The following is a 26,454-nucleotide window of genomic DNA, read 5'->3' as shown; positions in this document are numbered from 1 at the left end:
TGATACTTGTTCAAGGTTTATAGTCCTTGAATAAAAGGTAAAAAAATAAATAAAGATAACAAAGAAGCACTTTGGTATCTTTGATTTTATAAATTCAAAATAACAGGATTTTTTATTATGATTTGTACTACAGTAAGAGAAGGTGACGAGTGTGTATTGATGACTGCCAAGGGTTGTGGTTATAATGATGGGCATTGCCTGCCAATAGTGGATGAATGCAAAGGATGCCAGAGAGCTTCTGAATATAAGACTGGTATTTATTGTACCGCAGCACCGGACCCGTCACTCAAGTGGAAAAATGGAAATTGCAACCTTGCAACCCATATTAAAGCAGCTGTTGCCGCCAAAAAACAAAAAATCAACCCGATCAAGGCATCCAAGAGAAGATAATTTTAGATATAGTTGTCGTTTATATAAACTCTGTGGTTTTCCTGATGTAAGAAGGCTGCAGAGTTTTTATTTTTTTACGGATATGCTGTACCTGTGTTTACCCATAGATTTTGTTATTAACCCCCTATCCTAAACGAAAAGAATAAATTATGAATGCCATTGCAGAAGAACTTAATAAAACGATCATAGAGTCGAATCCTCATATTTATGACATGCTCTCGGATATGGGAAAAGCATTGTTTTTCCCAAAGGGTATTTTAAGCCAGAGCGCTGAAGCCAAGATAAAAGCCGATAAAATTAATGCAACCATCGGTATCGCCAAAGAGGGGAACTCTGTTTTAAGCCTGTCATCCATTACCCAATACATAACGGGAATTGAACCCGATGAGTATTTGCCCTATGCGCCTTCTTTTGGGATTGCTGCCCTGAGGGAAAAATGGAAAAAAAGTTTGTACACCAAAAACCCTTCCCTTGGAAACCAGGCTATCAGCCTTCCGGTTGTCACTTCGGGCATCACCCACGGGGTCAGTATATTGTCCGATCTTTGGGTGAACAAAGGGGATGTCATTGTGCTGCCTGACATGATGTGGGGCAACTACAATATGACATTTTGTGTACGAAATGGCGCTAAAATCGTTCACTATAAAACCTATGACGAAGCACTCACAAAGTTCAATATTGATTCCTTTGAAGCGGTTATTCGTAAGCAGGCACAAGAAAATGATAAAATTATTACGGTCTTAAATTTTCCCCACAACCCCAGCGGATATACCCTGAGTAAATCAGAGGCCCGGCGGGTGGCCCAAATTCTCATTGAACTAGCCCAAAAGGGTACCAATGTGGTGGCGGCATGTGATGATGCCTATTTTGGCCTTTTCTTTGAAGAAGAAACCAGTAAAGAATCTTTGTTTGCAAAGATTGCCGGTCGAGACAAACGGCTGTTGGCTGTAAAACTGGACGGCGCCACAAAAGAAGACTATGTCTGGGGGTTTCGGGTGGGGTTTGTCACCTATGGCATTGCAGGAGATAAGGATATGGCACCGGTACTTGAGGCTTTGGAAAAAAAGACGGCTGGGTGTATCCGGGGCAACATCTCCAATTGTTCCCATCTGAGTCAGACCATTTTGCTCAAGTCCATGTGTGACGACAACTATGATGCCTTGAAACAAGAAAAATTTGACCTGTTAAAACGACGGGCCAAAAAGATGAAACAGGTCCTTTCCGACCCGAAATATGCCGATGGGTTTGAGGTATATCCCTTTAATTCCGGCTATTTCATGTGCATCCGCTTAAAAGATGTCAATGCGGAGCAATTGCGGCTCCATTTGCTGGACAACTATGGTACCGGTCTCATCTCCATTGGCGATAAAAATATCCGGGTAGCGTTTTCATGCCTGGAAGAAAAAGACGTAAAAACGCTTTTTGATATCATTTTAAGCGGCATTAACGACCTTCGAAAAGGGTAGACATGAACATCCGTCAAAATGCCAAGGCAACAGAGATTGCAGTTGCAGGAAAATGGCTCTTCTATTTTGTCCTCATCGGCCTCATTGCAGGGTTAGGAGCTGTTCTTTTCCATTTTTTGTGCGGCCTTGGCATGCATTATTTTCTGGACTTAATGGCGGGATACCGCCCCAGCTCTCCTGCCGGAGAGCACCTGTTAATGCCCCATACCCAGACCCCATTCAACCGGTGGATATTATTGATTTTACCTGCCGCTGGCGGTCTTTTGTCCGGATGGCTGGTCTATACATTTGCACCGGAAGCCGAAGGCCATGGGACCGACGCTGCCATTGACGCCTACCATCACAAAGACGGATTTATCAGAAGCAGGATTCCCTTTATCAAAACCATTGCCTCCACCCTTACCCTGACCACGGGAGGATCCGGCGGCAGGGAAGGGCCCATCGCACAAATAGGTGCCGGATTCGGCTCTTTTCTGGCCACCAAGTTAAAACTATCCAAACGGGAGCGGCGGATCATGATGGCGGCCGGCATTGGTGCCGGCGTCGGCAGTATCTTTCGAGCCCCCCTGGCAGGTGCTTTGTTTGCTGCTGAAGTTCTTTACCGGGACCCGGATTTTGAATCGGAGGTCATTATTCCTGCAGGAATTTCTTCTGTGGTGGCCTATTGCACGTTCTGCCTGGCCTTTGGCTGGGGCTCTCTGTTTGACTCCCCGGGTTTTAAATTCCAAAATCCCCTGGAGCTTGGGCCCTATATGGTGCTTGCTGGTGTTCTGGTCCTGACAGGTGTCTTGTATGTAAAAGTGTTTTACGGGGTGGTTGATCTATTTAAGAGACTACATATTCCCAATCATATAAAACCGGCCATTGGCGGCCTTTTAACCGGTATCATCGGTTTTTTTCTGCCCTACACCCTGGCATTCGGGTATGGCATCGCCCAGGATGCAATTTTTAACAAAGTTGCCATTCCCACCCTGATTTTCCTGGCCATTGGCAAGATATTTACCACCTCTTTTTCCATCGGATCCGGGGGGAGCGGCGGGGTGTTCGGTCCTTCCATTGTCATTGGCGGTGCCATGGGAGGAGCGGTTGGTAAACTTTTCCACATGCTTATCCCCACCATTGTGACCCAACCGGGTTCCTTTGTGATTGTGGGCATGGCCGGTTTTTTTACTGCCGTGTCCAACACCCCCATTTCTACAATTATTTTTGTCTCCGAGATGACCAATTCCTATCATCTATTGCTGCCAAGTCTGCTGGTCTGTTCCCTGTGTTATCTTTTGGCCAAGCGCTGGACTATTTTTGAAAACCAGGTCAAATCAAGGATTGATTCACCGGCCCATGCCGGCGAGTTTATGATGGACATTCTCCAGACCATGAAGGTGGAAAATTTAACACCCCTGATAAAAAATGTAAGGTGTGTGAACGAAGACATGCCCTTCAGCGAATTTAAAAAAATCTTCCAGACCACCAAGCAGCATTATTTTCCGGTTATGAATGGCAAAGGTGATTTTTCCGGAATTTTTTCATCCACAGATATCAGGGAGGTGATCTTTACCAGCCACCTTGAAGACCTGGTGGTCATGAAGGATATCATGATATCCGATATCATTACCACCACCCCGTCCGAAGATTTAAACACCGTACTTTTAAAGCTGACCCAGAAAAATATTGATGCGTTACCGGTTGTTAGCCAAGAAGACCACGGCGTTTTCCTGGGGCTGATTTACAGACGGGATATCATTTCCCATTATAATGATCACGTTAAAAAGATCCGTGATCATGAACAGTAAATATCCTGGCCCAGAGGGCCAGGCCTTGGGCTACCCCTAAAAGGGGTTTAGTATGCCTTGCCCCCTGAGGGGGCAAGGGAAGCTATCCCGAATTAATTTCAGCTGAACAGGTCTCGTTGCTCTGCCCGTTTTTCTTTTTGTTCTTGATACTTCACATACTTTCGTATCATCTCAGAGTCCAAACCAACCGTATCAACACAGTATCCGCGGGCCCAAAACTTGTTACCCCAATAGGGTTTGCATTTTAAATGTTTGAACTTGTTGAACACTCTGATTGCGGTACGCCCTTTTATAATCCCCATAAAATCTGAGATTGAAATCTTTGGGGGCACCTTAACAAGCAAGTGGACATGATCAATTTGAACATTCAGTTCAACAATTTTGCACTTTTTTTGCTCTGAAAATGCCCTGATACAGCTGGCAACCTCTCTCGCCACGTCACCGTTCAAAATCCTGAAGCGGTATTTGGGAACCCAGACAATATGGTATTGGCAACACCATAATGTCTGTGATAACTTTTGGAATCGGCTCATTTGTTACTCCTTACTCGTTTGTTGTGGGGACAACTTCGAATATTGAGTAACATTGAGTCGTACAGATGGCAAAGCCACTGCACTCTGACCTGGCCCAGAGGGCCAGGGTTTCTACATCAGACTAAAAAAGGTCACGACCAACAAAAAGGTCAAGAATAGTTCACCTGCTTTAAAAATAATCCCTTAGCCGGAGCTGTCTTGCCGGCAAGCTTGCGGTCCCTGGCCATTAAAATTTCTTCAAATTTTTTGGGATCATTTTTTTTAAGTCCCACATCCACCAACGTTCCCACAATATTTCGTACCATATTTTTTAAAAATCCCGAAGCGGATATTTTAAAAACCACCAGATCCTTTTTAAAAGGGGCCCCAGCGTCAAAGGATTCAACACCGGCAAAAAAAACTTCCCGGATGGAAGAGGTCCTTGGACTGCCGGTATTTTCAAAGGATTTAAAATCATGAACCCCTGTGATAAAATCACAACATTGGTTCATCAGGGCAAGGTCCAGGGGCTTTTTAAGGTGCCACAAATAGGCATCCCCAATGGCAAGGGGATCCGGGCGATTTAAAATATAATAGTTATATTCCTTGGACCTTGCCTGGTACTGGGCATGAAATGTGTCCTCTTCCACCGAACACTCACGGATCACAATGGCTGATTTTATGAAGGAATTGAGCCCTTTTTTCAACACCAGGGGATCCATTTGGGTCTGGGCATGGAAATGGGCCACCTGGCCCAGGGCATGAACACCTGCATCGGTCCGTCCGGAACCGCGGATAGAAATTTTCTGGTTTAAAATATGGCCCAGGGCAGACTCTAATTCTCCCTGGATCGTCGCACCTTTTGGTTGCCGCTGCCACCCAAAAAACAAGGTGCCGTCATATTCAACAATCAGCTTAAAACAGCGTTTCATTGTCTTCCCGGTTATTAAAATTTTCCATTAACTTTCCATTGGCCTTTGAAATCCGATGGGAAAGGTCCATGGCGGATGTTGCCCCTAAAATTTGGGAATAACGTAAATATAATTTTTTATAAGCCATGGCAATGGCTGCCTGCATATCCAGGCTTTTTTTTGTAGGAAAAATTAAAACAGATTTCCCCTTGGATTTACGGGCGACCAACTTTTTTTTCGCCAGAGAATCGATAAAACGGGTAATGGTGGAGGGGGTCAGGCACAACAAACGACTCAATTCCTTGGGACCGACCCCCGGCGTTTCAAAAACCAACAGCAATAGAGATGCATGGGCAGGAGAAAGCTTCAAGGGCTTAAATTCAGCTTCGGCCAACTTAAGCAATTGCCTGGAAAACGCATTGGTATTAAAAAACAAACAGGTCTCAAGAAAGTTATGCCTGGGAGCGTCCATATTTATCCTCTTTTTATTCGTTTCCATTTTATATTGTATGTACAAATATTATTTTTTTCCATTTATGTCAACCCATTCCCCCGGGTAACCATGGGGACAATTTTTACAGGTTGATAAACCATTTACAGCTGTCACTATCACAGGTATAATAATTAATTTACCAGAGACAATATAATACAGACAGCATTGTTCATAGATTACACAGGAGCCATGGGAATGAAAGGGTTTAAATTTGCCGGAATCCACGCCGGAATCAAAAAAAACGGTCTTAGGGACCTTGGATTAATCTTTTGTGATAAACCGGCAACAGCAGCGGCCTTGTTTACCAAGAACCGGGTAATGGCAGCTCCGGTGATCCTTGGAAAAGAAACCATACAAAAGGGTTTGTGCCAGGCCGTATTGGTTAATTCGGGCAATGCCAATTGCTTTACCGGAGGTCAGGGACTTTTGGATGCCCGGGCAACTGCGGCCTTGGTGGCAAAAGAGTTTGATATCTCCGAAGACCTTGTCATGGTTTCTTCCACCGGTGTAATTGGTGCCCCCTTGCCCATGGACCGATTTAAATCAGGAATTCCCCAATTAAAAAAAAATATCCATACGGACAGCCTGGAAGATTTTGCCCAGGCCATTCTCACAACAGATACCTGCCAGAAAATAGTCAAAGAAAAGGGAAGTATTGAAACCCCCCAGGGACCCAAATCATTTTCCATAATGGGGGTTGCCAAAGGGTCGGGCATGATCCGGCCGAACATGGCCACCATGCTGGCCTATGTCTTGACCGATGCGGACTTAACTGCCACAGATCTGCATCGAGCACTGCTCGCGGCCAATGAACGCTCCTTTAACCGGATTACGGTGGACGGAGATACCAGCACCAACGATACCCTTCTTTGTCTTGCCAGCGGTGAAAGTGGCGCTTGTATCCGGGAGGGTGCCGGGCTTGCGGTCTTCCAGGATCTGCTTGAAAAGGTCTGCTTTCAATTGGGTAAAATGATAGTCAAAGACGGGGAGGGGGCCACCAAGGTTATCCAGATCACCGTAAGGGGCGGCAAAACCCAGGCGGATGCCTTTAAGGCCGCAGAAGCAATTGCCCATTCCAATCTGGTCAAGACAGCCATTTACGGAGAAGATCCTAATTGGGGAAGAATTACCGCGGCGGCCGGCCGCTCCGGGGCATTGGTTGACCCGAATAAAATGGACCTGTATTTTGAAAAAATTCCTTTGGTTTTAAAGGGGTGCTGGCTGGGACAAGCGGCTGAAAAAAAAGCCGCCCTGATCATGAAAGCCCCTGAGATAAATATTGTCCTTGATTTAAACCTGGGGGACAAAACAGATGGTTTTTTGTTTTGTGATTTCAGTGAGAACTATGTAAAAATCAATGCAGATTACAGGTCCTAAAGATGCGATTGCAAAAATTTTTAGCCCATGCCGGTATCTGCTCCAGGAGAAAAGCTGAAACCTTTATTCTGGAAGGGCGGGTAAGGGTCAATGATTTAAAAATCACCGCCCTGGGCACCCAGGTTGATCCGCAAAAGGACACAGTGGTGTTTGACAATAAACGGGTCAGCCCGCCTAAAGCGTCAGAAGGGTACACCTATATTGCGGTGAACAAACCCCGTGGGGTAATCACCTCCTGTTCCCAGAAGAATGCCAGAATCATTCTGGATCTGGTGCCCATTAAAAAAAGGGTCTACCCCATTGGCCGCCTGGACAAGGATTCTGTGGGGCTTGTCCTGCTCACCGATGATGGCCAGCTCCATAACAGGCTTTCCCACCCTTCCCATAACCATGAAAAAGAGTATCTGGTGAAAACCGTTTCTCCTTTTCCAGACAGGGCATTAAAGGCCATGGCAGATGGTATGATCATAGAAGGGGTCAAAACCAGAAAGGCCAAAGTTAACCGCATCTCTAAAAACCAATTTTCGATAATTTTGAAACAGGGCAGAAACCGGCAGATCCGGAAAATGGTGGAACAAACCCACAACAAGGTTGATACCCTCAAACGAATCCGAATGGCAAATATCAACCTTGGCGATTTAAAAGAAAGCAGCTGGCGTTATCTGACGGACCGGGAAATTACAGTCCTCACCAAATTGCCTGGCACCAAGCCACTTGCCACCGCTCTACCCAAGTGACCTGAAGCCAATACTTTTTTTGATTTTATCCAAAAAAGGAACTGAAAATTCCCTGGCTTTGACAGCCCCGGCCTTCAGGATGGCTTCGATGTCGGCAGGGTTTTGGATCAGTTTATCGTACCGGATTCTGGGTTCTTTTAATATTTCGTTAATATATTCGAATAATTCTTGTTTCATGGTTCCCCAGGCAATCCCTTGGGCATAGCGTTCTGCCATGACCTTTGTTTCAGCTTTTGTTGCAAAGGCCTTGTATATGGAAAACAGGGTACAGGTCGCAGGATCTTTGGGTTCGTCGGGACCTAGAGAATTGGTGGCAATTTTCATGATCATTTTTCGAAGCTGCTTTTCCGTATCAAACAAGGGAATAAAATTATTATAACTCTTGCTCATTTTTCTGCCGTCAAGCCCCGACAAAACGGCAGATGATTCATCCACCACCACCTCGGGAAGGATGAATAATTTTTTATATTGATGATTAAAACGACCGGCAATATCCCGAGTCATCTCAAGGTGCTGAATCTGATCCTTTCCCACGGGTACTCGTCTGGCATTAAACATGAGAATATCCGCTGCCATGAGAATGGGATATGAAAACAGGCCCATGGTAATTGCCTTGTCCGGATCTTTGTTCTTGTCCGCCTCATTTTCCTGGACCGCGGCCTTGTATGCATGGGCCCGGTTCATTAACCCTTTTGCTGTCAAACAGGTTAATATCCATGTGAGTTCCGGGATTTCAGGAATATCAGACTGGCGGTAAAAAACACAATTTTCATAATCTAGGCCCATGGCAATCCAGGCCGCTGAAATTTCCAGTGAAGAGCGTTCCCGTTTTTTGGGGTCATGGTTTTTGATCAGGGAGTGGTAATCCGCCAAAAAATAATAGGAGGTAAGATTCTTGTCTTTACTGGATTCAACTGCAGGGCGAATGGCACCCACATAATTGCCTAAATGGGGGGTACCGCTGGGGGTTATGCCGGTTAAATAATCTGCGTTTTTCATTTATATTCCTAAAATTGAAGTGTTAATTTAATGGGTTGAGCCAATTTAAAAACAAGAAGGAGTACCAAAAACCTAAGTTTTAATCAATAAGTTTGTTGGTCCTTGCATATTGGGCGGCAAATAAAATTTCCTTTTCCAGGGTCTCAAGTTTATTGTCCAGTTTCTCATTGATAATCAGATTTGTAATTTGGGTAAACACAGGTCCTGGTTTTATTCCCATTGCCAATAGATCTTTTCCACAAATGATAGGGGTGATATATCTATGGCGGGTGTAAAAATTGGATATGGCTTTTCTGACGGCTTCATCCTTTGCCAATGCCATCATGTACAAAATAAACTCCGTGTTGAAATTGATAAGCCCCCAATACAATTCCTGGCGGGTGATGGGATAGGCACTTTCAATGAGCGCCAGCCTGTTTTCCGCCTTATATCTTTTTTCAACCAACAGGCTTTTTTCCTTGACCGGTATCATCAGTCTGTGGCAGATCTCTTCACACACCCCATGGGAACATCGGTTTAAAAGGGCCATAAAATAGACGGCCCATCTGGGATAAGGGTCATCTAAATAGAGCAGATCATGCCAGGTCAATGTTTTGTTCACAGATTCAAACAATGCATATGTGGTGGGGGTTATCATCAGCTGCTTGTTGATAACCCGCTCAAGGCCGTATGATTCCATGGTGTGAATGGCAGGAATCGGATTCTCTTCTCCAAAAATCTGTTTTAGTTCAGACAGGACCCGAAGACCGCTTAAATGCTTGAAACAATCAATTTTCACCGCATTTTTAATTAAAGTGGAGGTTACTTTTCCAATATTAAATCCAAATCGGTTTGCAAATTTGATGGCCCGAAACACCCGTGTGGGGTCTTCCACAAAACTCAAGTTGTGGAGGGTTCGGATGGTTTTATCCTTTAAATCCCGGGTGGCCCCGAAATAATCGATCAGGGTTCCAAAGGTTTCTGTGTTCAAAGAGAGGGCCAGGGTGTTGATGGTAAAATCCCGCCGGGCAAGATCTTTTTTTATGGAACTTTTTTCAACAATGGGCAAAGCTGCCGGTGTGGCATAATATTCAAGACGGGCCGAGGCCACGTCCACTTTAAAATTATCCGGGAAAACGATCACGGCTGTGCCAAATTTTTTGTGAGTATTCACCCGGCACCCCTGTTGCCCTGCGTAAAATTTAGCAAAGGCAATCCCATCGCCTTCCACCACAATATCAATATCTTCAATCTCCCGGTCCAGCATCAGATCACGGACAAACCCCCCGACAACGTAGAGGTTTACCCCGAGATCCTTTCCCGCGGTACTGATGCTTTTTAAAAGGCATTTTGTATTGGGAGACACTCGATTTTCAAAAAGCGTCTCGATCTGGCGTTTTTTGACCTGGTGTTTTTGGGAAACCTGGCTTTGTGTCTGGGAGACTTCCCAATTGTGCTGCACCAGATAATTGAGAAGATCTGTCCGGGTGATGACGCCTTTTATCCGGCCGTCATCGATGACGGGTATGATCCGCTGCTTGCCTTCGATAATTTTTAATTCAATCTCGGCCACATCGGCATCGGAAGAGACAAAATGAATTTCAGAATTCATATACTCACACACCAATTGCCCGGATAATTGATGAAACAACACTTTTTCCACCACCCGCCGGGTAATATAGCCTTCATAGGCGTTGTTTTCCCCATCCACCACCAGGAGGGTATTCACATTGTACCGGGTCATGATTTTTCCGGCATCCTTACAGGTTGAATAGGGGTCTATGGTTATGGCAGGGGAGGACATAAGCTTTTTGACCACCTGTATGCTCTTGACCTCACGTTTTAATTTGTCCAAAAGCATCATCTCCGCCTGGGGCAGGGTCTGGTTGTCAATCCTGGCAGATGCAGCATAGGCGTGTCCACCGCCACCTAGCTGGGTCATGATCTTGCCCACGTCCACCTCGGGTATCCTGTTCCGGGCAATGATGTTTATTTTTGTCCCCATCAGCACAATGGCAAAAAAGATATCCAGATTTTCCATCCTCACAATTTTTTGAACAATGGAGGCCAAATCTGTAATATAAGAAGGGGAGGAAATGGTAGAAATATACACATCTATTCCATTTATCCTGTGGACCGTCATTTCGTTGAGCAATTCATTGAGCCAGGTCACCTGTTCGGCCTTGATTTCTTTTACCACAAGACTTGCAATGGTGTTTAAACTGGCACCACAGGCGAGTAAAAAGCCGGCTTGCATAAAATCTGCCTGGGTTGTGGAGGAATAGGTAAAATTTCCTGTATCCTCATAGATACCAAGGGCCATCACGGTTGCTTCTTCCGGTGTCAGTGAAATTTTTTGTTCCTGCAGTATTTCGCTCAAGATGGTGGTGGTGGCACCATAGGCTTTTGAAATATCCACATTACCCCTGATGTCATTGTCCATGGGGGGGTGATGATCATAGATTTCTATAAAAAGATCTTTTTTTTCCAATAATTTCGCGACCCGGGTCAGTCTGCTCGCCTGCCGGGTGTCCACAATGACAAGGGTTGCGGTTTCTGAAAAATCAATCATTTCCGGATCAACCATGTTGAACAGATAACTCATTGAGCTGATAAAAAAATCCCTTAGACTTTTTTCCTGGGATCCTGGAAAAATAATAACAGCATCGGGATAGAGCTTTTGTGCGGCCAGCATGGCACCAATTGCATCAAAATCTGCATTCACATGGCTGGTGATGATGGTTCTGGCCTTTATTTTCTTGTTTTTTTCCTTCAAAAACCAACTCCTGTTGAAATAATAGAATGAAATTTATATAGTATATCTGTTTCGATTTTACAAATGTTGTGATTCTGCTATACTTGATTTTTTAGTGTCAACGGTATTGAAACCTTAAAATAAGGATGTGTCATGGCCGTCTTATATGAATGGAAAGGGAAAAATCCAAAGGGCAATAAAGTAAAGGGTGAAATGGAAGCCGAAAGCTCGGACCAGGTTCGGACAAGCCTTCGGAGAAGAAAAATCACCCCCACAAAGGTTAAAAAAAAGCCCAAGGATCTGTTTGAAAACATAGAATTTTTACAGCCCAAGGTCAAGGATACGGATGTTATCATCTTTGCCAGGCAGTTTTCCACAATGATTGATGCTGGACTGCCCCTGCTTCAATGCCTGGATATTTTGCAGGCCCAGCAGGAAAACCCCACCTTTAAAAAGAATTTGAAAAAAATTAAGGAATCAGTAGAGTCGGGTGAAACTTTTGCCGATGCCTTGAAAAAATTCCCCAAAGTTTTTAATGAATTATTTGTCAACATGATTGCAGCCGGAGAGGCCGGGGGTATATTGGATGTGATCCTGGGCCGCTTGTCCGCCTATATGGAAAAAATGGCAAAACTCAAAAAACAGGTCAAGGGTGCCATGACCTATCCTGCCATTACCCTTGCTGTTGCCGTTATTGTGGTGGGCATCATTCTGGTATTTGTTATCCCGGTTTTTGAAGAAATGTTTGCAAGTTTTGGCTCTGCCCTGCCGTTACCAACCCAGATGATCGTGATCATGAGTAACTTTGTAATCGGCAATATCTTGTATATCATTATTGGCCTTATTGTAATGATGTTTCTGATCAAGCACATTTATGGAACCCAAAAAGGCCGGGTTTTCATGGATGACATGTTTCTGCGGTTGCCGGTCATGGGAATCTTGATCCGGAAAGTGGCGGTTGCAAAATTTACCCGGACTTCCAGTACCATGATTTCCAGTGGAGTTTCTATCCTGGAAGCCCTTGATATTGTGGCAAAAACATCGGGGAACAAAATTGTCGAATTTGCCATAAACGATGTAAAAGCTGGGATTTCAGAAGGCAGGTCCATGGCAGACCCCCTTCTTGAAAGCGGGGTGTTTCCCTCCATGGTCTGTTCCATGATAGCCGTGGGAGAATCCACGGGTGCCCTTGATACCATGCTTGAAAAAATAGCCGACTTTTATGATGATGAGGTGGATCAGGCCGTTACCAATCTGACAGCTATGATAGAGCCCTTTATGCTGGTTTTCCTTGGTGTTGTGGTGGGGGGGCTTGTCATCGCCATGTACCTTCCCATCTTCTCAATGGCGGGTGCCATTGGATAATCGGGTCAAAGCAAATTCGTTTGAGCAAAATTCAGATCTTTACACCCAGATAAAATGGATCATCCTGGCCAGGGTTGTCTTTGCCATTGTGCTGATTTTCTCCAGTCTGTTTTTTTCCTCTGGAGAAAATCTGCCCCTCCTCGCCCAGCCTTTTTTATCCTTGTACTATTTGGCAACCGGTGTGCTGATAGTGTCCATTCTTTATATTTTCTGGCTTAACCAGAAACGGTGGCTAATGGCCCTTGCTTATTTTCAAACCATTATGGATACCTTTCTGGTTACAGGCATCATCTTTGTAACCGGCAGTTTTGACAGTGTATTCACCTTTCTTTATCTTTTGGTCATCATCTATGCCTCCATGATTTTACTTCAAAAAGGCAGTTTTGTCATGGCCACATTTTCAAGTCTCCAATACGGGCTGTTAATTGAATTAGAATATTATGGGGTACTAACTCCCTTCATGGAGCAATATTCCATATCCATGACCCGTAATGAAACCCAGATTATCTATCGAATCATTATCACCATTGCCGCCTGCTTTGCCGTGGCCATTCTCTCAAGTATCCTCTCCATCCAGCTCAGGAATGCCAGGAAAGACCTGAAAATAACCCAGGAACACCTTAAACGGGTGGAAAAAATGTCCGCCATGGATGAAATGATCTCCGGTATTGCCCATGAGATTAAAAACCCCCTGGCATCTTTATCGGGTTCCATACAACTTCTCAAAGAAGATGCCCGTCCCGGATCCCATGAAGACAAACTCATGCACATCATTTTAAGGGAAACCCAACGCCTCAAACAGATTACCAACGACATTGGGCTGTTTGCAAAACCCAGCAAAATAAATGCAAAGCAGGTGGACATGACCAAGGCCATTGAAGATGTGGTGACCCTGTTTTTAAACACCCCTGGGACAAGAAAACTCCAACTTGATACAAAATTGGAAAAAAATCTTTTTATAACCATTGATCCAGATCACTTGAAACAAATTTTGTGGAACCTCATTAAAAACGCAGCTGAATCCATTGACGCTAAAGGTAAAATTATTATTGGCCTGGGTTCACCGAGAAACAAGCGGATCTATCTGACCATCAGTGATAACGGCACTGGCATTGATCCTGAAAAAGCAAAACATATTTTTGATCCTTTTTATACCACAAAACCAGAAGGAACTGGCCTGGGGCTCTCCATAATTCACCGCATTATTGACACCTATGACGGGATGATCGATTTTGAGTCCATCCCTGGTAAAGGCACCCTTTTTACAATCGTTTTTAAAAATACCCCCTCCCCATTAACAGCCCCTGACAAAAAACAAGAGCACAACAAAATCTTGACAATTCAAGGCAAATCAGGATAGTTACTTATGTTTTGGCATAAAATTTAATATCGGGTCATTGAAAAAGAGTTTGAACCCGACTAAACATAAATAATTGAATAAACGCAATCAAATAAAAGCATTGAGGTTATGGATAAAATAAGCAAGCTGTTGCAAGTTCGAAAAGAAAAGATAAATGAATTAAGGGAAAGCGGTGTTTCCCTTTATCCCAATGATTTTAAGCCCTCTGATTCTGTGTCCGGGGTAAAAAAAGTTGTCCTTGAAGAACCGGAAACCCTGGGCGAGGAAGGCAGACAATTCTCCCTGGCCGGCAGAATGATGGCCATTAATAAAATGGGAAAATCATCCTTTGTTCGGTTCAAGGACGGGTCTGACCAAATGCAGGCCTATATTCAGAAAGACAGGGTGGGTGACGAAACCTATGCCATGTTTAAAAAATTGGATATCGGTGACTTTATAGGCGTTACAGGGCCTTTGTTCCAGACACGAACCGGAGAATGGACGCTGCTTGCAACAAAATTCCGTCTCTTGTCTAAGGCGGTTCGGCCCCTTCCTGAAAAATTCCATGGCATAAAGGATCCTGAAAAAAGATACCGCCAGCGCTACCTGGATCTGCTCATGAATGAAGGCTCCCGGGATATTTTCCTGAAAAGAAGCCAGATTGTGGCGGCCATGCGCAAATTTTTTGAAGATAGAGAATTCATGGAGGTGGAAACCCCCATGATGCAGCCCCTGGCCGGGGGTGCAGAAGCGACGCCCTTTAAGACCTGGCACAATGCTCTGGGGATGGAGCTATTTTTGAGAATCGCACCGGAACTTTATCTGAAACGCCTGGTGGTTGGCGGGTTTGAAAAAGTATTTGAAATCAATCGAAATTTTCGGAATGAAGGGGTTTCCACCCGACATAATCCTGAATTTACCATGGTGGAATTTTACCAGGCCTATGCCAACTATGAAGATCTCATGGATCTCACCGAAGAGATGTTCGAATCCATTGTGAATCAGATTCACACAACATCCCAAATTAATTATCAGGGAGAGACCCTTGATTTTTCAAAGGGATGGAAACGAATTCCCATGATTGAATCCCTTTCAGCCATTGGCGGAATCGATCCGGCCATCCTCAATGATACCCAGGCCCTTTTAAAATTTGCAGAGGAACAAAAGATCCCCATGACAAAAAAAGACCGTCATGGAAAAATTCTTACCAAACTTTTTGATACCCTGGTTGAACCCAAACTGATCCAGCCCACATTTATCACGGGATATCCCGTTGAAGTATCCCCTCTTTCCAGAAAATCCGATACCAATCCTGAACTGACCGACCGATTTGAACTCTTTATTGCCGGACGGGAAATTGCCAATGGGTTTTCTGAAATTAATGATCCCCAGGACCAATATGAAAGGTTCATGATGCAGGCCCGTCAGCGGGATGAAGGAAATCCTGAAGCCCATATGATGGATTCAGAATATGTTGAGGCCCTTGAATACGGCATGCCGCCAACCGCTGGTGAAGGTATCGGTATTGACCGTCTGGTAATGCTGTTAACCGATTCAGCCTCCATCAGAGAAGTGATTCTTTTCCCCCATATGAAACAGAATTCTTAAAATTAGATGGCTGTTGAATTTTTCATAGCGGGAAAATACCTGAGGGCCAAAAGAAAAGAGGGCTTTATTTCTCTTATTACCTTTCTTGCCGTTGCCGGCGTCGTGGTTGGCGTAATGGCACTTGTAGTGGTCATAGCGGTTATGAGCGGAGCTGAAAACCAATTTAGAAAACAAATCCTGGGTCTTGAGCCCCATATTCTGGTAATGAATTACAAAGGCAGTTATGACAACTATGGACCTTTGGTGGCTTCTCTTAGGGATAATCCCCATATCAAAGAGGTATCTCCCATTCTTTTTGGTCAGGCCATGATACGCACATCCCATTCTTTTTCCGGTGTCATGGTGAGGGGGATCACCCCGGAAAACGGATCTCCTCTGATCAAGGGGTTTACCCCGGTTCAGCTTGAAGAGGCACTGGGTTCCCATCCTAAAACAGGTCTTGAAACTAACACTATTCCAGCGGCTAAAATAGCGGCTAAAGCCTTGACCCTGCCAGGCATTATTCTGGGAAAAGAACTGGCAAACTCCGTGGGGGTGATTAAAGGAGACACAGTTATCTTGATGTCCCCCAAAAGTTTCATATCCCCCATAGGTCAGATCCCGTCCATGAAACGCTTTATTGTGAAGGGAACTTTTGAATCCGGCATGTCCGAATATGACAGTATGCTGGCCTATGTTCACCTGAGCCAGGCACAGCAACTTGTCTCTTCCAAGGATAAAATTTCTGCCATCGGCATCTGGGTGGATGATGTTTTCAAGGTGAAGCAGATACGCGAAGAATATTTTAATTTTATTGAATATCCTTTTTATGTTCGGGACTGGATGGATATCAACCAAAGTCTTTTCTCTGCTTTAAAACTTGAAAAAACCGCCATGTTCATTATTTTAACACTGATCATACTGGTGGCAGCCTTTAATATTGCCAGCGCATTGATCATGATGGTCATGGAAAAATCAAAAGATATTGCCGTGCTCAAGGCAATGGGAGCCACCCATAGGATTATCCGGCGTATTTTTATCATCGAGGGAATGATCATTGGTATTTTTGGGACGTTTCTTGGAACCCTTTTCGGGGTGATTGTCTGCTTTTTGTTAAAAAAATACGATTTTATCCAGCTTCCCGATGCCTATCCATTTTCAACCTTGCCGGTACAATTGGAGACCATGGATGTGTTGATTATTTCAGGTTCTGCTATTCTTATCTGCTTTCTCTCCACCTTGTATCCCTCCTATAAGGCATCCAAAATGGATCCGGTCGAGGCCATTCGCTATGGATAAGGGTGATCCTTTAATCAGCCTTGAAGGCATCAGCAAGCAGTTTGCCAGCAAAACTGCCACACTCGAAATTCTCAAGGAAACCAATTTCCAGATTTATCGAGGTGAGACCATTGCTGTGGTAGGGCCTTCGGGTATTGGAAAATCAACCCTGCTCAATATTATCGGCACCCTTGATAAACCGGAAACCGGCAGGCTTTTATATCGGGGCCAGGACCTTTTTGCCCTTAATGATGAACGATTGGCCCGATTCCGGAACGCACAGATTGGATTTGTATTCCAGTTTCATTATCTGCTCCAGGGATTTACCGCCATGGAAAATGTTATTATCCCCGGATTGATTGCCAGGGTGGATAAAAAATTCATTGAACGCCAGGCGGCAAAATTGCTCGAACGCGTCGGGCTTGATTCCCAGCGCACCCAACGGGTTGAGGATCTTTCCGGAGGGGAACAACAACGGGTGGCCATCGCAAGGGCGCTTATCATGGAACCTGCGTTGCTCCTTGCCGACGAACCCACGGGAAATTTGGATCAAAAAAACTCTGACAGTGTCCATTCCTTGTTAAGTGATCTTAATAAAGAGCTTAACATGACGGTTATTGTCGTTACCCATAACAACAACTTTGCCAAAATGATGGAAAGAACGGTTACCCTCCAAAGAGGAGAAATCGTTTCGGTATGAATTTAAAAGAAATCCCTTTTTAAAAAGCCTCTGGAACAAATAAAATGGTGAAAAATAAAATGATGAAACAAGCCTTAATATCGACATGTATTATTTACCTATTCCTGATCAGTAATTTATCAGCCGAACAACAGATTTCTGTGGCTATTTTCCCTTTTCCGGTTCAAGTCAGCCAAAGCAAAACCCAGGCCGAGGACCCAGCAAATAAAAAGATAAGTGAAACCCTAGGGTCAATGCTCAAGGAAAAACTTGAAAAAGACGGTACCAAAGTTGTCTTTGTTCAGGACTTTTCTGACAAGGAAGCATGGACCTATTCACAATTTCGGCAAGAAGGCATCAAACTCGGTGTTGATAGAATTATAACCGGGACTATTTTTATGGCTGGGCAGCGGCTTAGTGTTGACGGCCAAATGCGCAATATTTATGAAAATCAACCTCCCGTAACCTTTTTTTCCCAGGCCCAAGGCATTGAAACCCTTTATTCAGCGGCAACAGAATTGGGAAAAGAAATCACAGGAGAGCTTTACCAGAAAAAAATCATCTCCAGTATTTCCGTTAAGGGAAATAAGCGAGTTGAAGCAGACGCTATTTCACGGGTGGTGACCTCTATCCCTGGAGAAATTTTAAATCCTGATACCCTGTCCAAGGACCTTTCCCTTATTTATAAAATGGGGTTTTTCGACAATGTAATAGTTGAGAAGAAAAAATTGGATCGAGGGGTTGAGATCGTTTTTCAGGTAACAGAAAAACCAAGTGTTCGAAATATCAAATTTAAAGATAATGATGTGTATAAGGATGAAGAATTATTTGAGGTGGTGGCCACCACCACTGGCTCCATCCTAAATATCTACAAAATAAACAATGATGTGGAAAAAATAAAACGGCTTTACACAGAAAAAAATTATCATAACTGTACGATAAAATATGAAATAAAATCACTCAAAAATGACCAGGCTGATATTGTCTTTACCATTGACGAGGGCAAGAAAATCAAAATTGAATCCATCTCTTTTGACGGGAACCAGCATTTTGATGACGATGATATAAAAGACGTGATGCAAACCCAGGAACGAGGCTTTTGGTCCATTATCACCTCATCTGGAGATCTAAAAGAAACCGAACTGGACAATGATGTCATCCGCATTGAATCCTTGTATAAAAACAATGGATTTATCGATGTAAAAGTCTCTGATGCCCAAATCTCCCTGACTGAAAAGAGTATTGACATAAGCTTTAAAATAGATGAAGGCAATCAGTATAAAATAGGAACCATTGACATAACAGGGGATATTCTCACCACCAAAGAAGCCTTGATTGGGAGGATGGTATCAACTCAATCAGATCTTTATAACCGGGAACTCATCCGAAAAGATTTGCTGGCCCTGACCGATTTGTATTCAAACAAGGGGTATGCCAATGTGAACGTGGCGCCTTTAATTAATAAAGATGAAAAAAACAATACGGTTAATATTTCATTTAAAATTGCCAAGGGAGAGCTGGTATATTTTAACCGAATTAATATTACAGGCAATTCAAAAACCCGGGACAAGGTTATTCGCCGGGAAATGGCGGTCCAGGAGCAGGGGCGTTTCAGCATGGCCGGCATCCAAAGAAGCAACCGGAATCTGGGGGTAAAAGAATATTTCCAGAATGTTGATATCAAACCGGTGATGACCGATAAGCCCAACCAGCGGAACCTGGAAGTCAAGGTGGAGGAAAAGGCCACGGGTAACTTTTCCTTTGGGGGGGGGTTCAGCAGTGATGATGGCCCCTACGGACAAGTTTCCGTGGAAGAGCGAAATCTGTTCGGTAAAGGCCAGAACCTCAAACTCATGGCAAAAATCTCCTCTGAAACAGCCCTTTACAACATAGGCTTCACCGAGCCTTGGTTCCTTGATATGCCCATATCTGCGGGATTCGACCTGTACAAATGGGAAAAAGAATACGACTACTATGACAAGGACGCTCTGGGGCTTACCCTTAGGGCAGGCTTCCGGCAGTTTTGGGATTACACGGCCATTGGCATCGAATATAATATTGAAAATTTTGATATTTCTGATATTGATTCAGACTATACAAGTGTAACAGAGGGGAACTATTTAACCTCCAGTATCAAACCCTATATCACCTATGATTCACGGAATCACTATTTCTTGCCAACCCAAGGGGCCCTCCATAAATTTTCCATCCAGTATGCTGGTGAATTTGTAGGCGGTGAGATCGATTTTACCAAATACCAATTGGAGTCGGGATTGTTTTGGCCGCTTTTCTGGAAATTTACAGGGGCTGCCCACGCCAAATTCGGGTATTTAGACGACAGGACCGACGGCAACCCGGACATTGACTGGGAACGGTTCTACCTGGGCGGCATTAATTCCATCAGGGGATTTTCTCAATACGATATAAATAATACTTCCGATGGGAGTACTATTGAACAGGGGGGGGAAAAAATGGTCCAGTTTAATTTTGAACTGATTTTTCCCATTGAGGAAGATATGGGGGTGGCAGGGGTTCTCTTTTATGATAGGGGGGATGTATATGGATCCAGTCAGAACATTGATCTTCTTGACCAATATTCCACTGCCGGCTTTGAACTTCGCTGGAATTCTCCCATGGGACCCATTCGGTTGGCCTATGGAATCGTCATAGACGGCTCTGCAGGCGGAAACTTCAGAAAAGAAACAGGGGATGGACAATTTGATTTTTCAATAGGCGCATTTTTCTAATCAGTTTGATAAACACGAAACAAATTTGGAGGTAAGCATGAAACGAATTTTAATTGCAATCATAACACTGGCCTTTTTTGCCGGACTTACACCTTTTGTATTTGCCGCAGATGTGGCTAAAATCGGGGTGGTTAATTTTGAACGGGTTCTCAAGGAATCCAGTGCTGGAAAACTGACCCAGAAAGACCTGAGGACAAAAGGGGAAGAATTCCAAGGCAAGCTAAAAAAAGAAAAAGATTCCCTGGATGCCATATCCAAAGCGTTTGAAAGGGAAGCCCTTGTTTTAAGCCCGGAGAAAAAAAGAGAAAAGGAACGGGAATTTCGAATCCGGGTCAATGACTTTAAAAAAATGCAGGAAGATTATACAAAAGAGTTAAGACGGATTGAAATTGAACTCATCAACAAGATGCAAAAAGATGTCTTTCAAATTGCCAATGAAATGGGCAAAAAAGAAGGCTTTTTATTGATCATTGAACGAAAGACTGCCGGCGTCATCTACATGCCGTCCAAGGTTGATATTACTGATGCCTTAATTACAAAATACAATGCCAAGGCAGCAAAAAAAGAATAGGTAATAAAATAGCTCCAATGAAATTTAGTATCAGTGACATTATAAAAATTATTCCGGCCAGGGTGACAGGAGATCCCGGGTTTGAAATCAGGGGGGTGTCATCATTTGATGATGCCGGTCCCCATGATTTGACCTTTGCCTGTGATCCACTCTATCTATCCCGAATCGATCAGACCCGTGCAGGAGCGGTCATCGTACCGGATTCATTTTCTCTGGATCCTGGGATTTTGCCCTGTGTCCTTTTAAAAACCGGGAATCCTAAATTATCTTTTTTCAAGGTAGTGGAATCCTTTTATCCTGAAAAACCCCTTGTACCCCATATTCATTTATCTGCCATTATCGGTAATAATTTAACTTTAGGCCAAGGTACCCGGATAGAGGCCAATGTGGTGGTGGGGGACAAGGTGACAATTGGGAATCATGTCCATATCATGGCCAATGTCACCATTGCCGATGGGTGCTCATTAGGGGATCACACCGTGATCAAACCCAATGTGACCCTGATGGAGGGGTCGGTTATCGGCCACCATGGGATTATTCATCCAGGATCCGTCATCGGATCCGACGGCTTTGGGTTTGCCCAGAATGCAGGAACCCATGAAAAATTGATCCATACAGGCCATGTAAAAATCGGCAACCATGTGGAAATCGGTGCCTGTAACACCATAGACAGAGGGACCCTAGGGGTCACTCTCCTTGGCAATGGCGTTAAAACAGATAATTTAGTCCACATCGCCCATAATGTTAAAATAGGTGACAACACCCTGGTGGTGGCCCAGGTAGGAATTGCCGGAAGCACCCACATTGGAAAAAATGTCATTATTGCCGGAAAAGCTGGAATTTCCGGTCATCTGACAATAGGAGATTCTGTAATTGTGGGTCCCTATGCCGGGGTCTCAAAAGATGTTCCTGCAAACCAGATCGTGTCGGGTATACCCCACATGGCCCATAAAACATGGCTTAAAGTTGTAAACATTATTCCTAGGTTACCGGAAATTAGAAAAAAATTGTTTTCCTTTGAAAAAAGATTAAAAAACCTGGAAAATAAATCAGAACAGGAGTAACTCGTGATCCACCCAAGTGCAATTATTGATTCATCGGCCCATATTGATACCAATGTTACCATTGGTCCTTTTGCCATTGTTAAAGCCAATGTTTATATCGGTACCGGTACCACCATCGGCCCCTATACCACCATTGAAGAAGATGTCACCATAGGATCGGACTGTCAGATTTTTCAATATGCCTCCATTGGAGGAGCCCCCCAGGATTTGAAATTTCACGGGGAAAAAACCGATCTGAAGATTGGCAGAGGGTCCATCATAAGAGAATTTGTCACCATAAATAAGGGAACTGAATTTGGCGGCGGTATCACCGAAGTGGGGGAAGAAAACTATTTAATGGCCTATACCCATATTGCCCATGACTGTAAAACCGGAAAAGGGGTGATTCTGGCCAACAACTCGACCCTTGCAGGACACATCGAAATCGGTGATTATGCCACCATAGGTGGCCTTGTGGCCATCCACCAATTTGTCCATATTGGTAACTATGCCTATATTGGCGGCAAATCCGCCGTGGTAAAAGATATTCCCCCCTACGTCATTGCCGCAGGGGACCGGGCCTCACTCCATGGTCTTAACAATGTTGGGCTAAAACGACATAACTTTGAAAAATCAACCCTCCAGCAATTAAAAAAAGCCTATAGAATCTTTTTTAGAATCGGCCTGACCGTAAAACAGGCATCGGAACGGGTAAAAGCTGAGGTAGAACTCATTCCTGAAGTAAAAACTTTCATGAATTTTATCATTGAATCTAACCGGGGGGTCACCAGGTAAAAAAATGAAAATAGGACTCATTGCCGGTGGCGGTCAGTTTCCTTTGCTTTTTACACAACGCGCCATCCAAAAGGGATATGATGTGGTGGCAGTAGGATTTAATTCAGAAACAGACAAGGATTTAGCCGACCAGGTAACCCATTTTAAATGGCTTTATCTGGGTCAGGTATCAAAGCTTTGCAACTATTTTAAAAGCCATGGTATCGCCCAGGCAGTCATGCTGGGCACCATTTCGAAAACCAATATCTTCAAGGATATCCGTCCGGATTTAAAGGCCCTGGCCTTCATTGCCAGAACAAGCCGAACCCATGATGACACCCTCCTTACTTCCTTTGCCAATCTTTTATTAAAGGAAGGCATTCACATCAAACCCTCCACCTTTCTTTTGCCAGAACTGCTCAGTACAAAGGGGTGCTGGACAAAACGAAAACCGGATAAAGCCGAGAAAAAAGATATTTACCAGGGATGGAAACTTGCCAAGGAAATCGGGAAACTGGATATCGGCCAATGCATTGTGATCAGCAATGGAACCATTCTGGCTGTTGAAGCCATTGACGGCACAGATGCCACCATTAAAAGGGGAGCCGGTCTTGCCGCAGGCTCTGGTGCCGTGGTTGTTAAACTTTCCAAACCAGGTCAGGACCTGAGGTTCGATTTACCCTCCTCGGGGTGTGCCACCATCCAGACAATGGTGGAATCAGGGGCTACCGTACTGGTCCTTGAGGCAAATTTATCCATTGCCTTTGATAGAGAAGAAATGATCCGGCTTGCCGATCACCATGGTATCTCAATTATTGCATTGACAGATGAAGATATTCCATGAAAAAATATTCCATTGCCCTATCTGGTAAACAACGCCGCATAATGGTGCTGACAGGAGAACCCTCGGGAGATTTCCATGCAGGAGCTCTCATCAGGGCCATGCAAAGGATTGACCCTTGTTTGGATATTTGCGGCATTGGCGGACCCTGCATGGAAGCTTCACAGGTGGATGTTTTTTTTCCCATTGAACGCTTGTCTGCCATGGGGCTCACAGAGGTTATCTTCCAGTTTAAACATATCAAACAGGCCTTTGATACCTTTAAATATAGATTAAGAACCCATCCGCCAGACCTTATTATTCTCATTGACTATCCCGGGTTCAACCTCAGGGCAGCCCAATATGCAAAACAAAAATTTAATATTCCCATATTTTATTATATTACCCCCAAGGTCTGGGCCTGGAAAGAATCAAGACTCAAGCAAATAAAATTATACGTAGACCATGCAGCACTGATTTTTCCCTTTGAAGAAAAATTGTATAAAAAAGCAAAGATCCCTTCAACCTATGTAGGCAACCCCTTGATGGACGATTATCCCGAACATCTGGCCAAACCATTCTCCAGATCTTTTTTGATGGGGCCGTCCTCTCTTATAGGGTCTGACCTCATGGAATCTGGTCTTATAAAATCAGGAAGCGCGTGCCTTGACCAAAAGGAACCCAAGGGACCGGTGATAGGATTGCTCCCGGGATCCAGGCGAGCGGAAATCACAAACCTGCTGGATATTATGCTCAAAGCCGCCTTAAAAATAAACGACAAAAAAAAGAAGTCTCGATTTTTAATTTCAGCAGCTTCCAGCCTCCATTCAGAACTAATAGATAAAATTTTATCCCCCTATCATCACACCGGGCTGTTTGAGGTTGTTCAGGGCAGACCCATGGAAATTTTCAAAAGATCTGACCTGTTGATTGCAGCGTCTGGTACCGTCACCCTTGAAGCTGCGCTCTGTTGCCTGCCGACTATTATTATTTATAAAATGTCTCCCATAAGTCACAAAATTGCCAAACTTTTGGTGAAGGTTAAATATGCGGGTCTTGCCAATTTGATCGCAGGCAAGGAAGTGATGCCGGAACTGCTTCAAAACGATGCCACCCCCGAAAAAATAAGTCAAAGGGCATTTTTTATGTTGAAAAACCTGGGGGACCATGAAAATCAACTTTTAGTGGTGAGAAAACTTCTCGGTGCACCGGGTGCTTCAAAAAGAGCGGCCCGAATTGCCCTTGATCTGGTTAAATAAGAAATTTGACAAACACACTAAAAAATTATTAGAGTAATATCACCCATAGGAAGGACAATCGGGTGAATAATTTGAGGAATTGTAATGACGTTTGAAATAACGCTACTGGTTATATGCCTTTTTCTGTCGGGTTTTTTTTCATCATCGGAGACGGCTCTTTTTTCCATCTCAAAAGTTAAGGCCCTGCATATTGCCAAAGATGGTTCAAGGACCGGTCAACTCATCCTGGAGATGAAAGCTGACTCCCATACCCTGTTGACTACCATTCTCATCGGGAATAATTTGGTAAATATCGGTGCATCCGCTCTTGCTACTGCCCTGGCTATTTCCCAGTTCAAATCCAATGCGGTTGGAATTGCCACGGGCATTATGACCCTTTTGATTCTGATATTCGGAGAAATTTTCCCCAAATCCTTTGCTAATCACAACAATATCCTGGTAGCAAGGGGGGTAATTTTTCCCTTGTATTGGCTCTCCAAATTATTTTGGCCTTTAATCTTTGCCTTAAATTTTATCCCCAGGCTCCATGGGGCCAACGACAATGGTCAGGACGCTGTCACTGAAGATGAACTCATGACCATGGTGGAAGTGGTGGAAGAAGAAGGGGAGATAAAGGAAGAGGAAAAAGAGTATATTTCCAATATCTTTGAATTTGATGACACCTCCTGCTCGGAAATTATGACTCCCAGAGCCGACATGTTTGTTATTGATGCATCCGATGAGTTTGATATCCAGGAAACCTTGAAATCAGGGTTTTCAAGAATACCGGTCATCGAAGACTATATTGACAATATCATCGGTATCCTCCACCTCAAAGATCTGTTTGCAAGTTTTCAGAGGCTTTCAAAAGAAAATGCCACTGCCTCCCTGGATATTAAAAAAATCATGAAAGTTCCCTATTTTATACCGGAGTCAAAAAAACTCGATTCCCTGCTCAAGGACTTCAAGGTGAAAAAAAGTCACATGGCCGTGGTGGTGGACGAGCATGGCGGGGTCGCGGGAATCGTGACCCTGGAAGACGTGGTCGAAGAGATTATTGGAGAGATTGTTGATGAAACTGACCACATGGTACCCGATATTGTTAAACTCAAAGGAAACAAATGGCTGGTGTCCGGCAAGATTGACATTGATGACCTTAACAAGGAAATAGGGATATCCATCCCCGAGTCAAGTAATTATGACACCTTCTCCGGTTTTTTCCTTGAAGAGATTGAGAGAATTCCCACACCCGGTGAGTCCATAGAAATAGATAAGTGGACCATCACAGTCAAGGATATGGACGGCAACAGGATTCAAACATTTATTATAAATAATGAATAACCCCGTCGCATTATTTATAATATTAGATGGATGCCCCATAAAAATCCTTGACAGAATGAAAACCGAAGTATAGATTTTTACGACTTTATTGAATTTTAATTGGAGCCGAGAACTAAAATGACAATTGCACACAGATATTTTTTCTTTTTTAGGTATTTAACCTGTCTGTGGTGAGCTGATCATTTACAATAATAATTGAACACGCTTTAAAAACCGCAGCAGGCAAGACCTGGTGCGGTTTTTTATTTTGCACCAACTTTAAT

At 43.9% G+C, this 26,454-nt stretch carries 22 protein-coding genes; 17 read left to right on the top strand and 5 right to left on the bottom strand.

The features are described from left to right. The first annotated feature begins 117 nt into the window (after positions 1–117). The 3 genes from ACZ45G_RS12930 (at position 118) to ACZ45G_RS12920 (ending at position 3,646) form a co-directional block, all read left to right on the top strand. Entirely contained in the window at positions 118–390 is a 273-nt protein-coding gene (locus ACZ45G_RS12930) for a PxxKW family cysteine-rich protein (RefSeq protein WP_464178708.1), read from the top strand. A gap of 149 nt (positions 391–539) precedes the next feature. After that, positions 540–1,856, top strand: coding sequence for an aminotransferase class I/II-fold pyridoxal phosphate-dependent enzyme (locus ACZ45G_RS12925; protein ID WP_464178705.1), 1,317 nt, complete (start codon positions 540–542; stop codon positions 1,854–1,856). A 2-nt stretch (positions 1,857–1,858) separates the two neighbouring features. Beyond that, positions 1,859–3,646 (top strand): chloride channel protein, encoded by a 1,788-nt coding sequence (locus tag ACZ45G_RS12920; RefSeq protein ID WP_464178703.1) that lies wholly within the window; start codon positions 1,859–1,861, stop codon positions 3,644–3,646. Positions 3,647–3,744: 98 nt separating this feature from the next. Here the strand turns inward: ACZ45G_RS12920 and tnpA are convergent, their stop codons facing one another. From tnpA to ACZ45G_RS12905, 3 genes are all read right to left on the bottom strand, one after another. Beyond that, on the bottom strand, positions 3,745–4,179 hold the full coding sequence (gene tnpA / locus ACZ45G_RS12915; protein WP_464177064.1) for an IS200/IS605 family transposase: 435 nt from the start codon (positions 4,177–4,179) through the stop codon (positions 3,745–3,747). A 149-nt stretch (positions 4,180–4,328) separates the two neighbouring features. Next, positions 4,329–5,090, bottom strand: a complete 762-nt coding sequence (gene truA / locus ACZ45G_RS12910; protein WP_464178701.1) for a tRNA pseudouridine(38-40) synthase TruA — start codon at positions 5,088–5,090, stop codon at positions 4,329–4,331. Beyond that, entirely contained in the window at positions 5,074–5,541 is a 468-nt protein-coding gene (locus ACZ45G_RS12905) for a MarR family winged helix-turn-helix transcriptional regulator (RefSeq protein WP_464178699.1), read from the bottom strand. Before ACZ45G_RS12905 ends, truA begins: the two co-directional genes overlap by 17 nt. Before the next feature lie 216 nt (positions 5,542–5,757). On the opposite strand from ACZ45G_RS12905, the gene argJ reads away from it, so the two are divergent. Both argJ and ACZ45G_RS12895 read left to right on the top strand, forming a co-directional pair. After that, positions 5,758–6,939: a bifunctional glutamate N-acetyltransferase/amino-acid acetyltransferase ArgJ gene (gene argJ, locus ACZ45G_RS12900; protein ID WP_464178697.1), complete on the top strand. Its 1,182-nt coding sequence runs from the start codon at positions 5,758–5,760 to the stop codon at positions 6,937–6,939. 2 nt (positions 6,940–6,941) lie between these two features. Beyond that, positions 6,942–7,676: a pseudouridine synthase gene (locus ACZ45G_RS12895; protein ID WP_464178695.1), complete on the top strand. Its 735-nt coding sequence runs from the start codon at positions 6,942–6,944 to the stop codon at positions 7,674–7,676. Here ACZ45G_RS12895 and trpS read toward each other — a convergent pair. Together trpS and ACZ45G_RS12885 are read right to left on the bottom strand one after the other, a co-directional pair. Further along, positions 7,665–8,675: a tryptophan--tRNA ligase gene (gene trpS / locus ACZ45G_RS12890; RefSeq protein WP_464178693.1), complete on the bottom strand. Its 1,011-nt coding sequence runs from the start codon at positions 8,673–8,675 to the stop codon at positions 7,665–7,667. The genes ACZ45G_RS12895 and trpS overlap by 12 nt on opposite strands. A 79-nt stretch (positions 8,676–8,754) precedes the next feature. Then, positions 8,755–11,430 (bottom strand): CBS domain-containing protein, encoded by a 2,676-nt coding sequence (locus ACZ45G_RS12885; RefSeq protein WP_464178691.1) that lies wholly within the window; start codon positions 11,428–11,430, stop codon positions 8,755–8,757. 132 nt (positions 11,431–11,562) lie between these two features. On the opposite strand from ACZ45G_RS12885, the gene ACZ45G_RS12880 reads away from it, so the two are divergent. From ACZ45G_RS12880 to ACZ45G_RS12825, 12 genes are all read left to right on the top strand, one after another. Next, positions 11,563–12,774: a type II secretion system F family protein gene (locus ACZ45G_RS12880; RefSeq protein WP_464178689.1), complete on the top strand. Its 1,212-nt coding sequence runs from the start codon at positions 11,563–11,565 to the stop codon at positions 12,772–12,774. After that, positions 12,761–14,134: a two-component system sensor histidine kinase NtrB gene (locus ACZ45G_RS12875; protein ID WP_464179947.1), complete on the top strand. Its 1,374-nt coding sequence runs from the start codon at positions 12,761–12,763 to the stop codon at positions 14,132–14,134. The genes ACZ45G_RS12880 and ACZ45G_RS12875 overlap by 14 nt, the downstream gene beginning before the upstream one ends. 108 nt (positions 14,135–14,242) lie before the next feature. Next, the gene (lysS, locus tag ACZ45G_RS12870; protein WP_464178687.1) at positions 14,243–15,721 is read left to right on the top strand and encodes a lysine--tRNA ligase; all 1,479 of its coding nucleotides are present in this window, start codon (positions 14,243–14,245) and stop codon (positions 15,719–15,721) included. A 6-nt stretch (positions 15,722–15,727) separates the two neighbouring features. Continuing rightward, complete coding sequence (locus ACZ45G_RS12865; protein WP_464178685.1) at positions 15,728–16,999, top strand: lipoprotein-releasing ABC transporter permease subunit; 1,272 nt, start codon at positions 15,728–15,730, stop codon at positions 16,997–16,999. Next, a complete protein-coding gene (locus ACZ45G_RS12860) occupies positions 16,992–17,678 on the top strand; it encodes an ABC transporter ATP-binding protein (RefSeq protein ID WP_464178683.1) in 687 nt (228 codons plus the stop codon). Before ACZ45G_RS12865 ends, ACZ45G_RS12860 begins: the two co-directional genes overlap by 8 nt. Positions 17,679–17,722: 44 nt before the next feature. Continuing rightward, complete coding sequence (gene bamA / locus ACZ45G_RS12855; RefSeq protein ID WP_464178680.1) at positions 17,723–20,404, top strand: outer membrane protein assembly factor BamA; 2,682 nt, start codon at positions 17,723–17,725, stop codon at positions 20,402–20,404. Positions 20,405–20,441: 37 nt separating this feature from the next. Beyond that, a complete protein-coding gene (locus ACZ45G_RS12850; RefSeq protein ID WP_464178678.1) occupies positions 20,442–20,975 on the top strand; it encodes an OmpH/Skp family outer membrane protein in 534 nt (177 codons plus the stop codon). Positions 20,976–20,992: 17 nt separating this feature from the next. After that, the gene (gene lpxD / locus ACZ45G_RS12845; RefSeq protein WP_464178676.1) at positions 20,993–22,039 is read left to right on the top strand and encodes a UDP-3-O-(3-hydroxymyristoyl)glucosamine N-acyltransferase; all 1,047 of its coding nucleotides are present in this window, start codon (positions 20,993–20,995) and stop codon (positions 22,037–22,039) included. 3 nt (positions 22,040–22,042) lie between these two features. Further along, positions 22,043–22,813, top strand: coding sequence for an acyl-ACP--UDP-N-acetylglucosamine O-acyltransferase (gene lpxA, locus ACZ45G_RS12840; protein ID WP_464178674.1), 771 nt, complete (start codon positions 22,043–22,045; stop codon positions 22,811–22,813). Positions 22,814–22,817: 4 nt separating this feature from the next. After that, positions 22,818–23,636 (top strand): LpxI family protein, encoded by an 819-nt coding sequence (locus tag ACZ45G_RS12835; protein WP_464178673.1) that lies wholly within the window; start codon positions 22,818–22,820, stop codon positions 23,634–23,636. Then, positions 23,633–24,871 (top strand): lipid-A-disaccharide synthase, encoded by a 1,239-nt coding sequence (locus ACZ45G_RS12830; RefSeq protein WP_464178671.1) that lies wholly within the window; start codon positions 23,633–23,635, stop codon positions 24,869–24,871. Before ACZ45G_RS12835 ends, ACZ45G_RS12830 begins: the two co-directional genes overlap by 4 nt. A gap of 84 nt (positions 24,872–24,955) precedes the next feature. Further along, on the top strand, positions 24,956–26,191 hold the full coding sequence (locus ACZ45G_RS12825) for a hemolysin family protein (RefSeq protein WP_464178669.1): 1,236 nt from the start codon (positions 24,956–24,958) through the stop codon (positions 26,189–26,191). Positions 26,192–26,454: the final 263 nt, after the last annotated feature.

The sequence above is a fragment of the Desulfoconvexum algidum genome (assembly GCF_055382125.1).
This window is presented reverse-complemented; position numbering and strand designations above follow the sequence as displayed.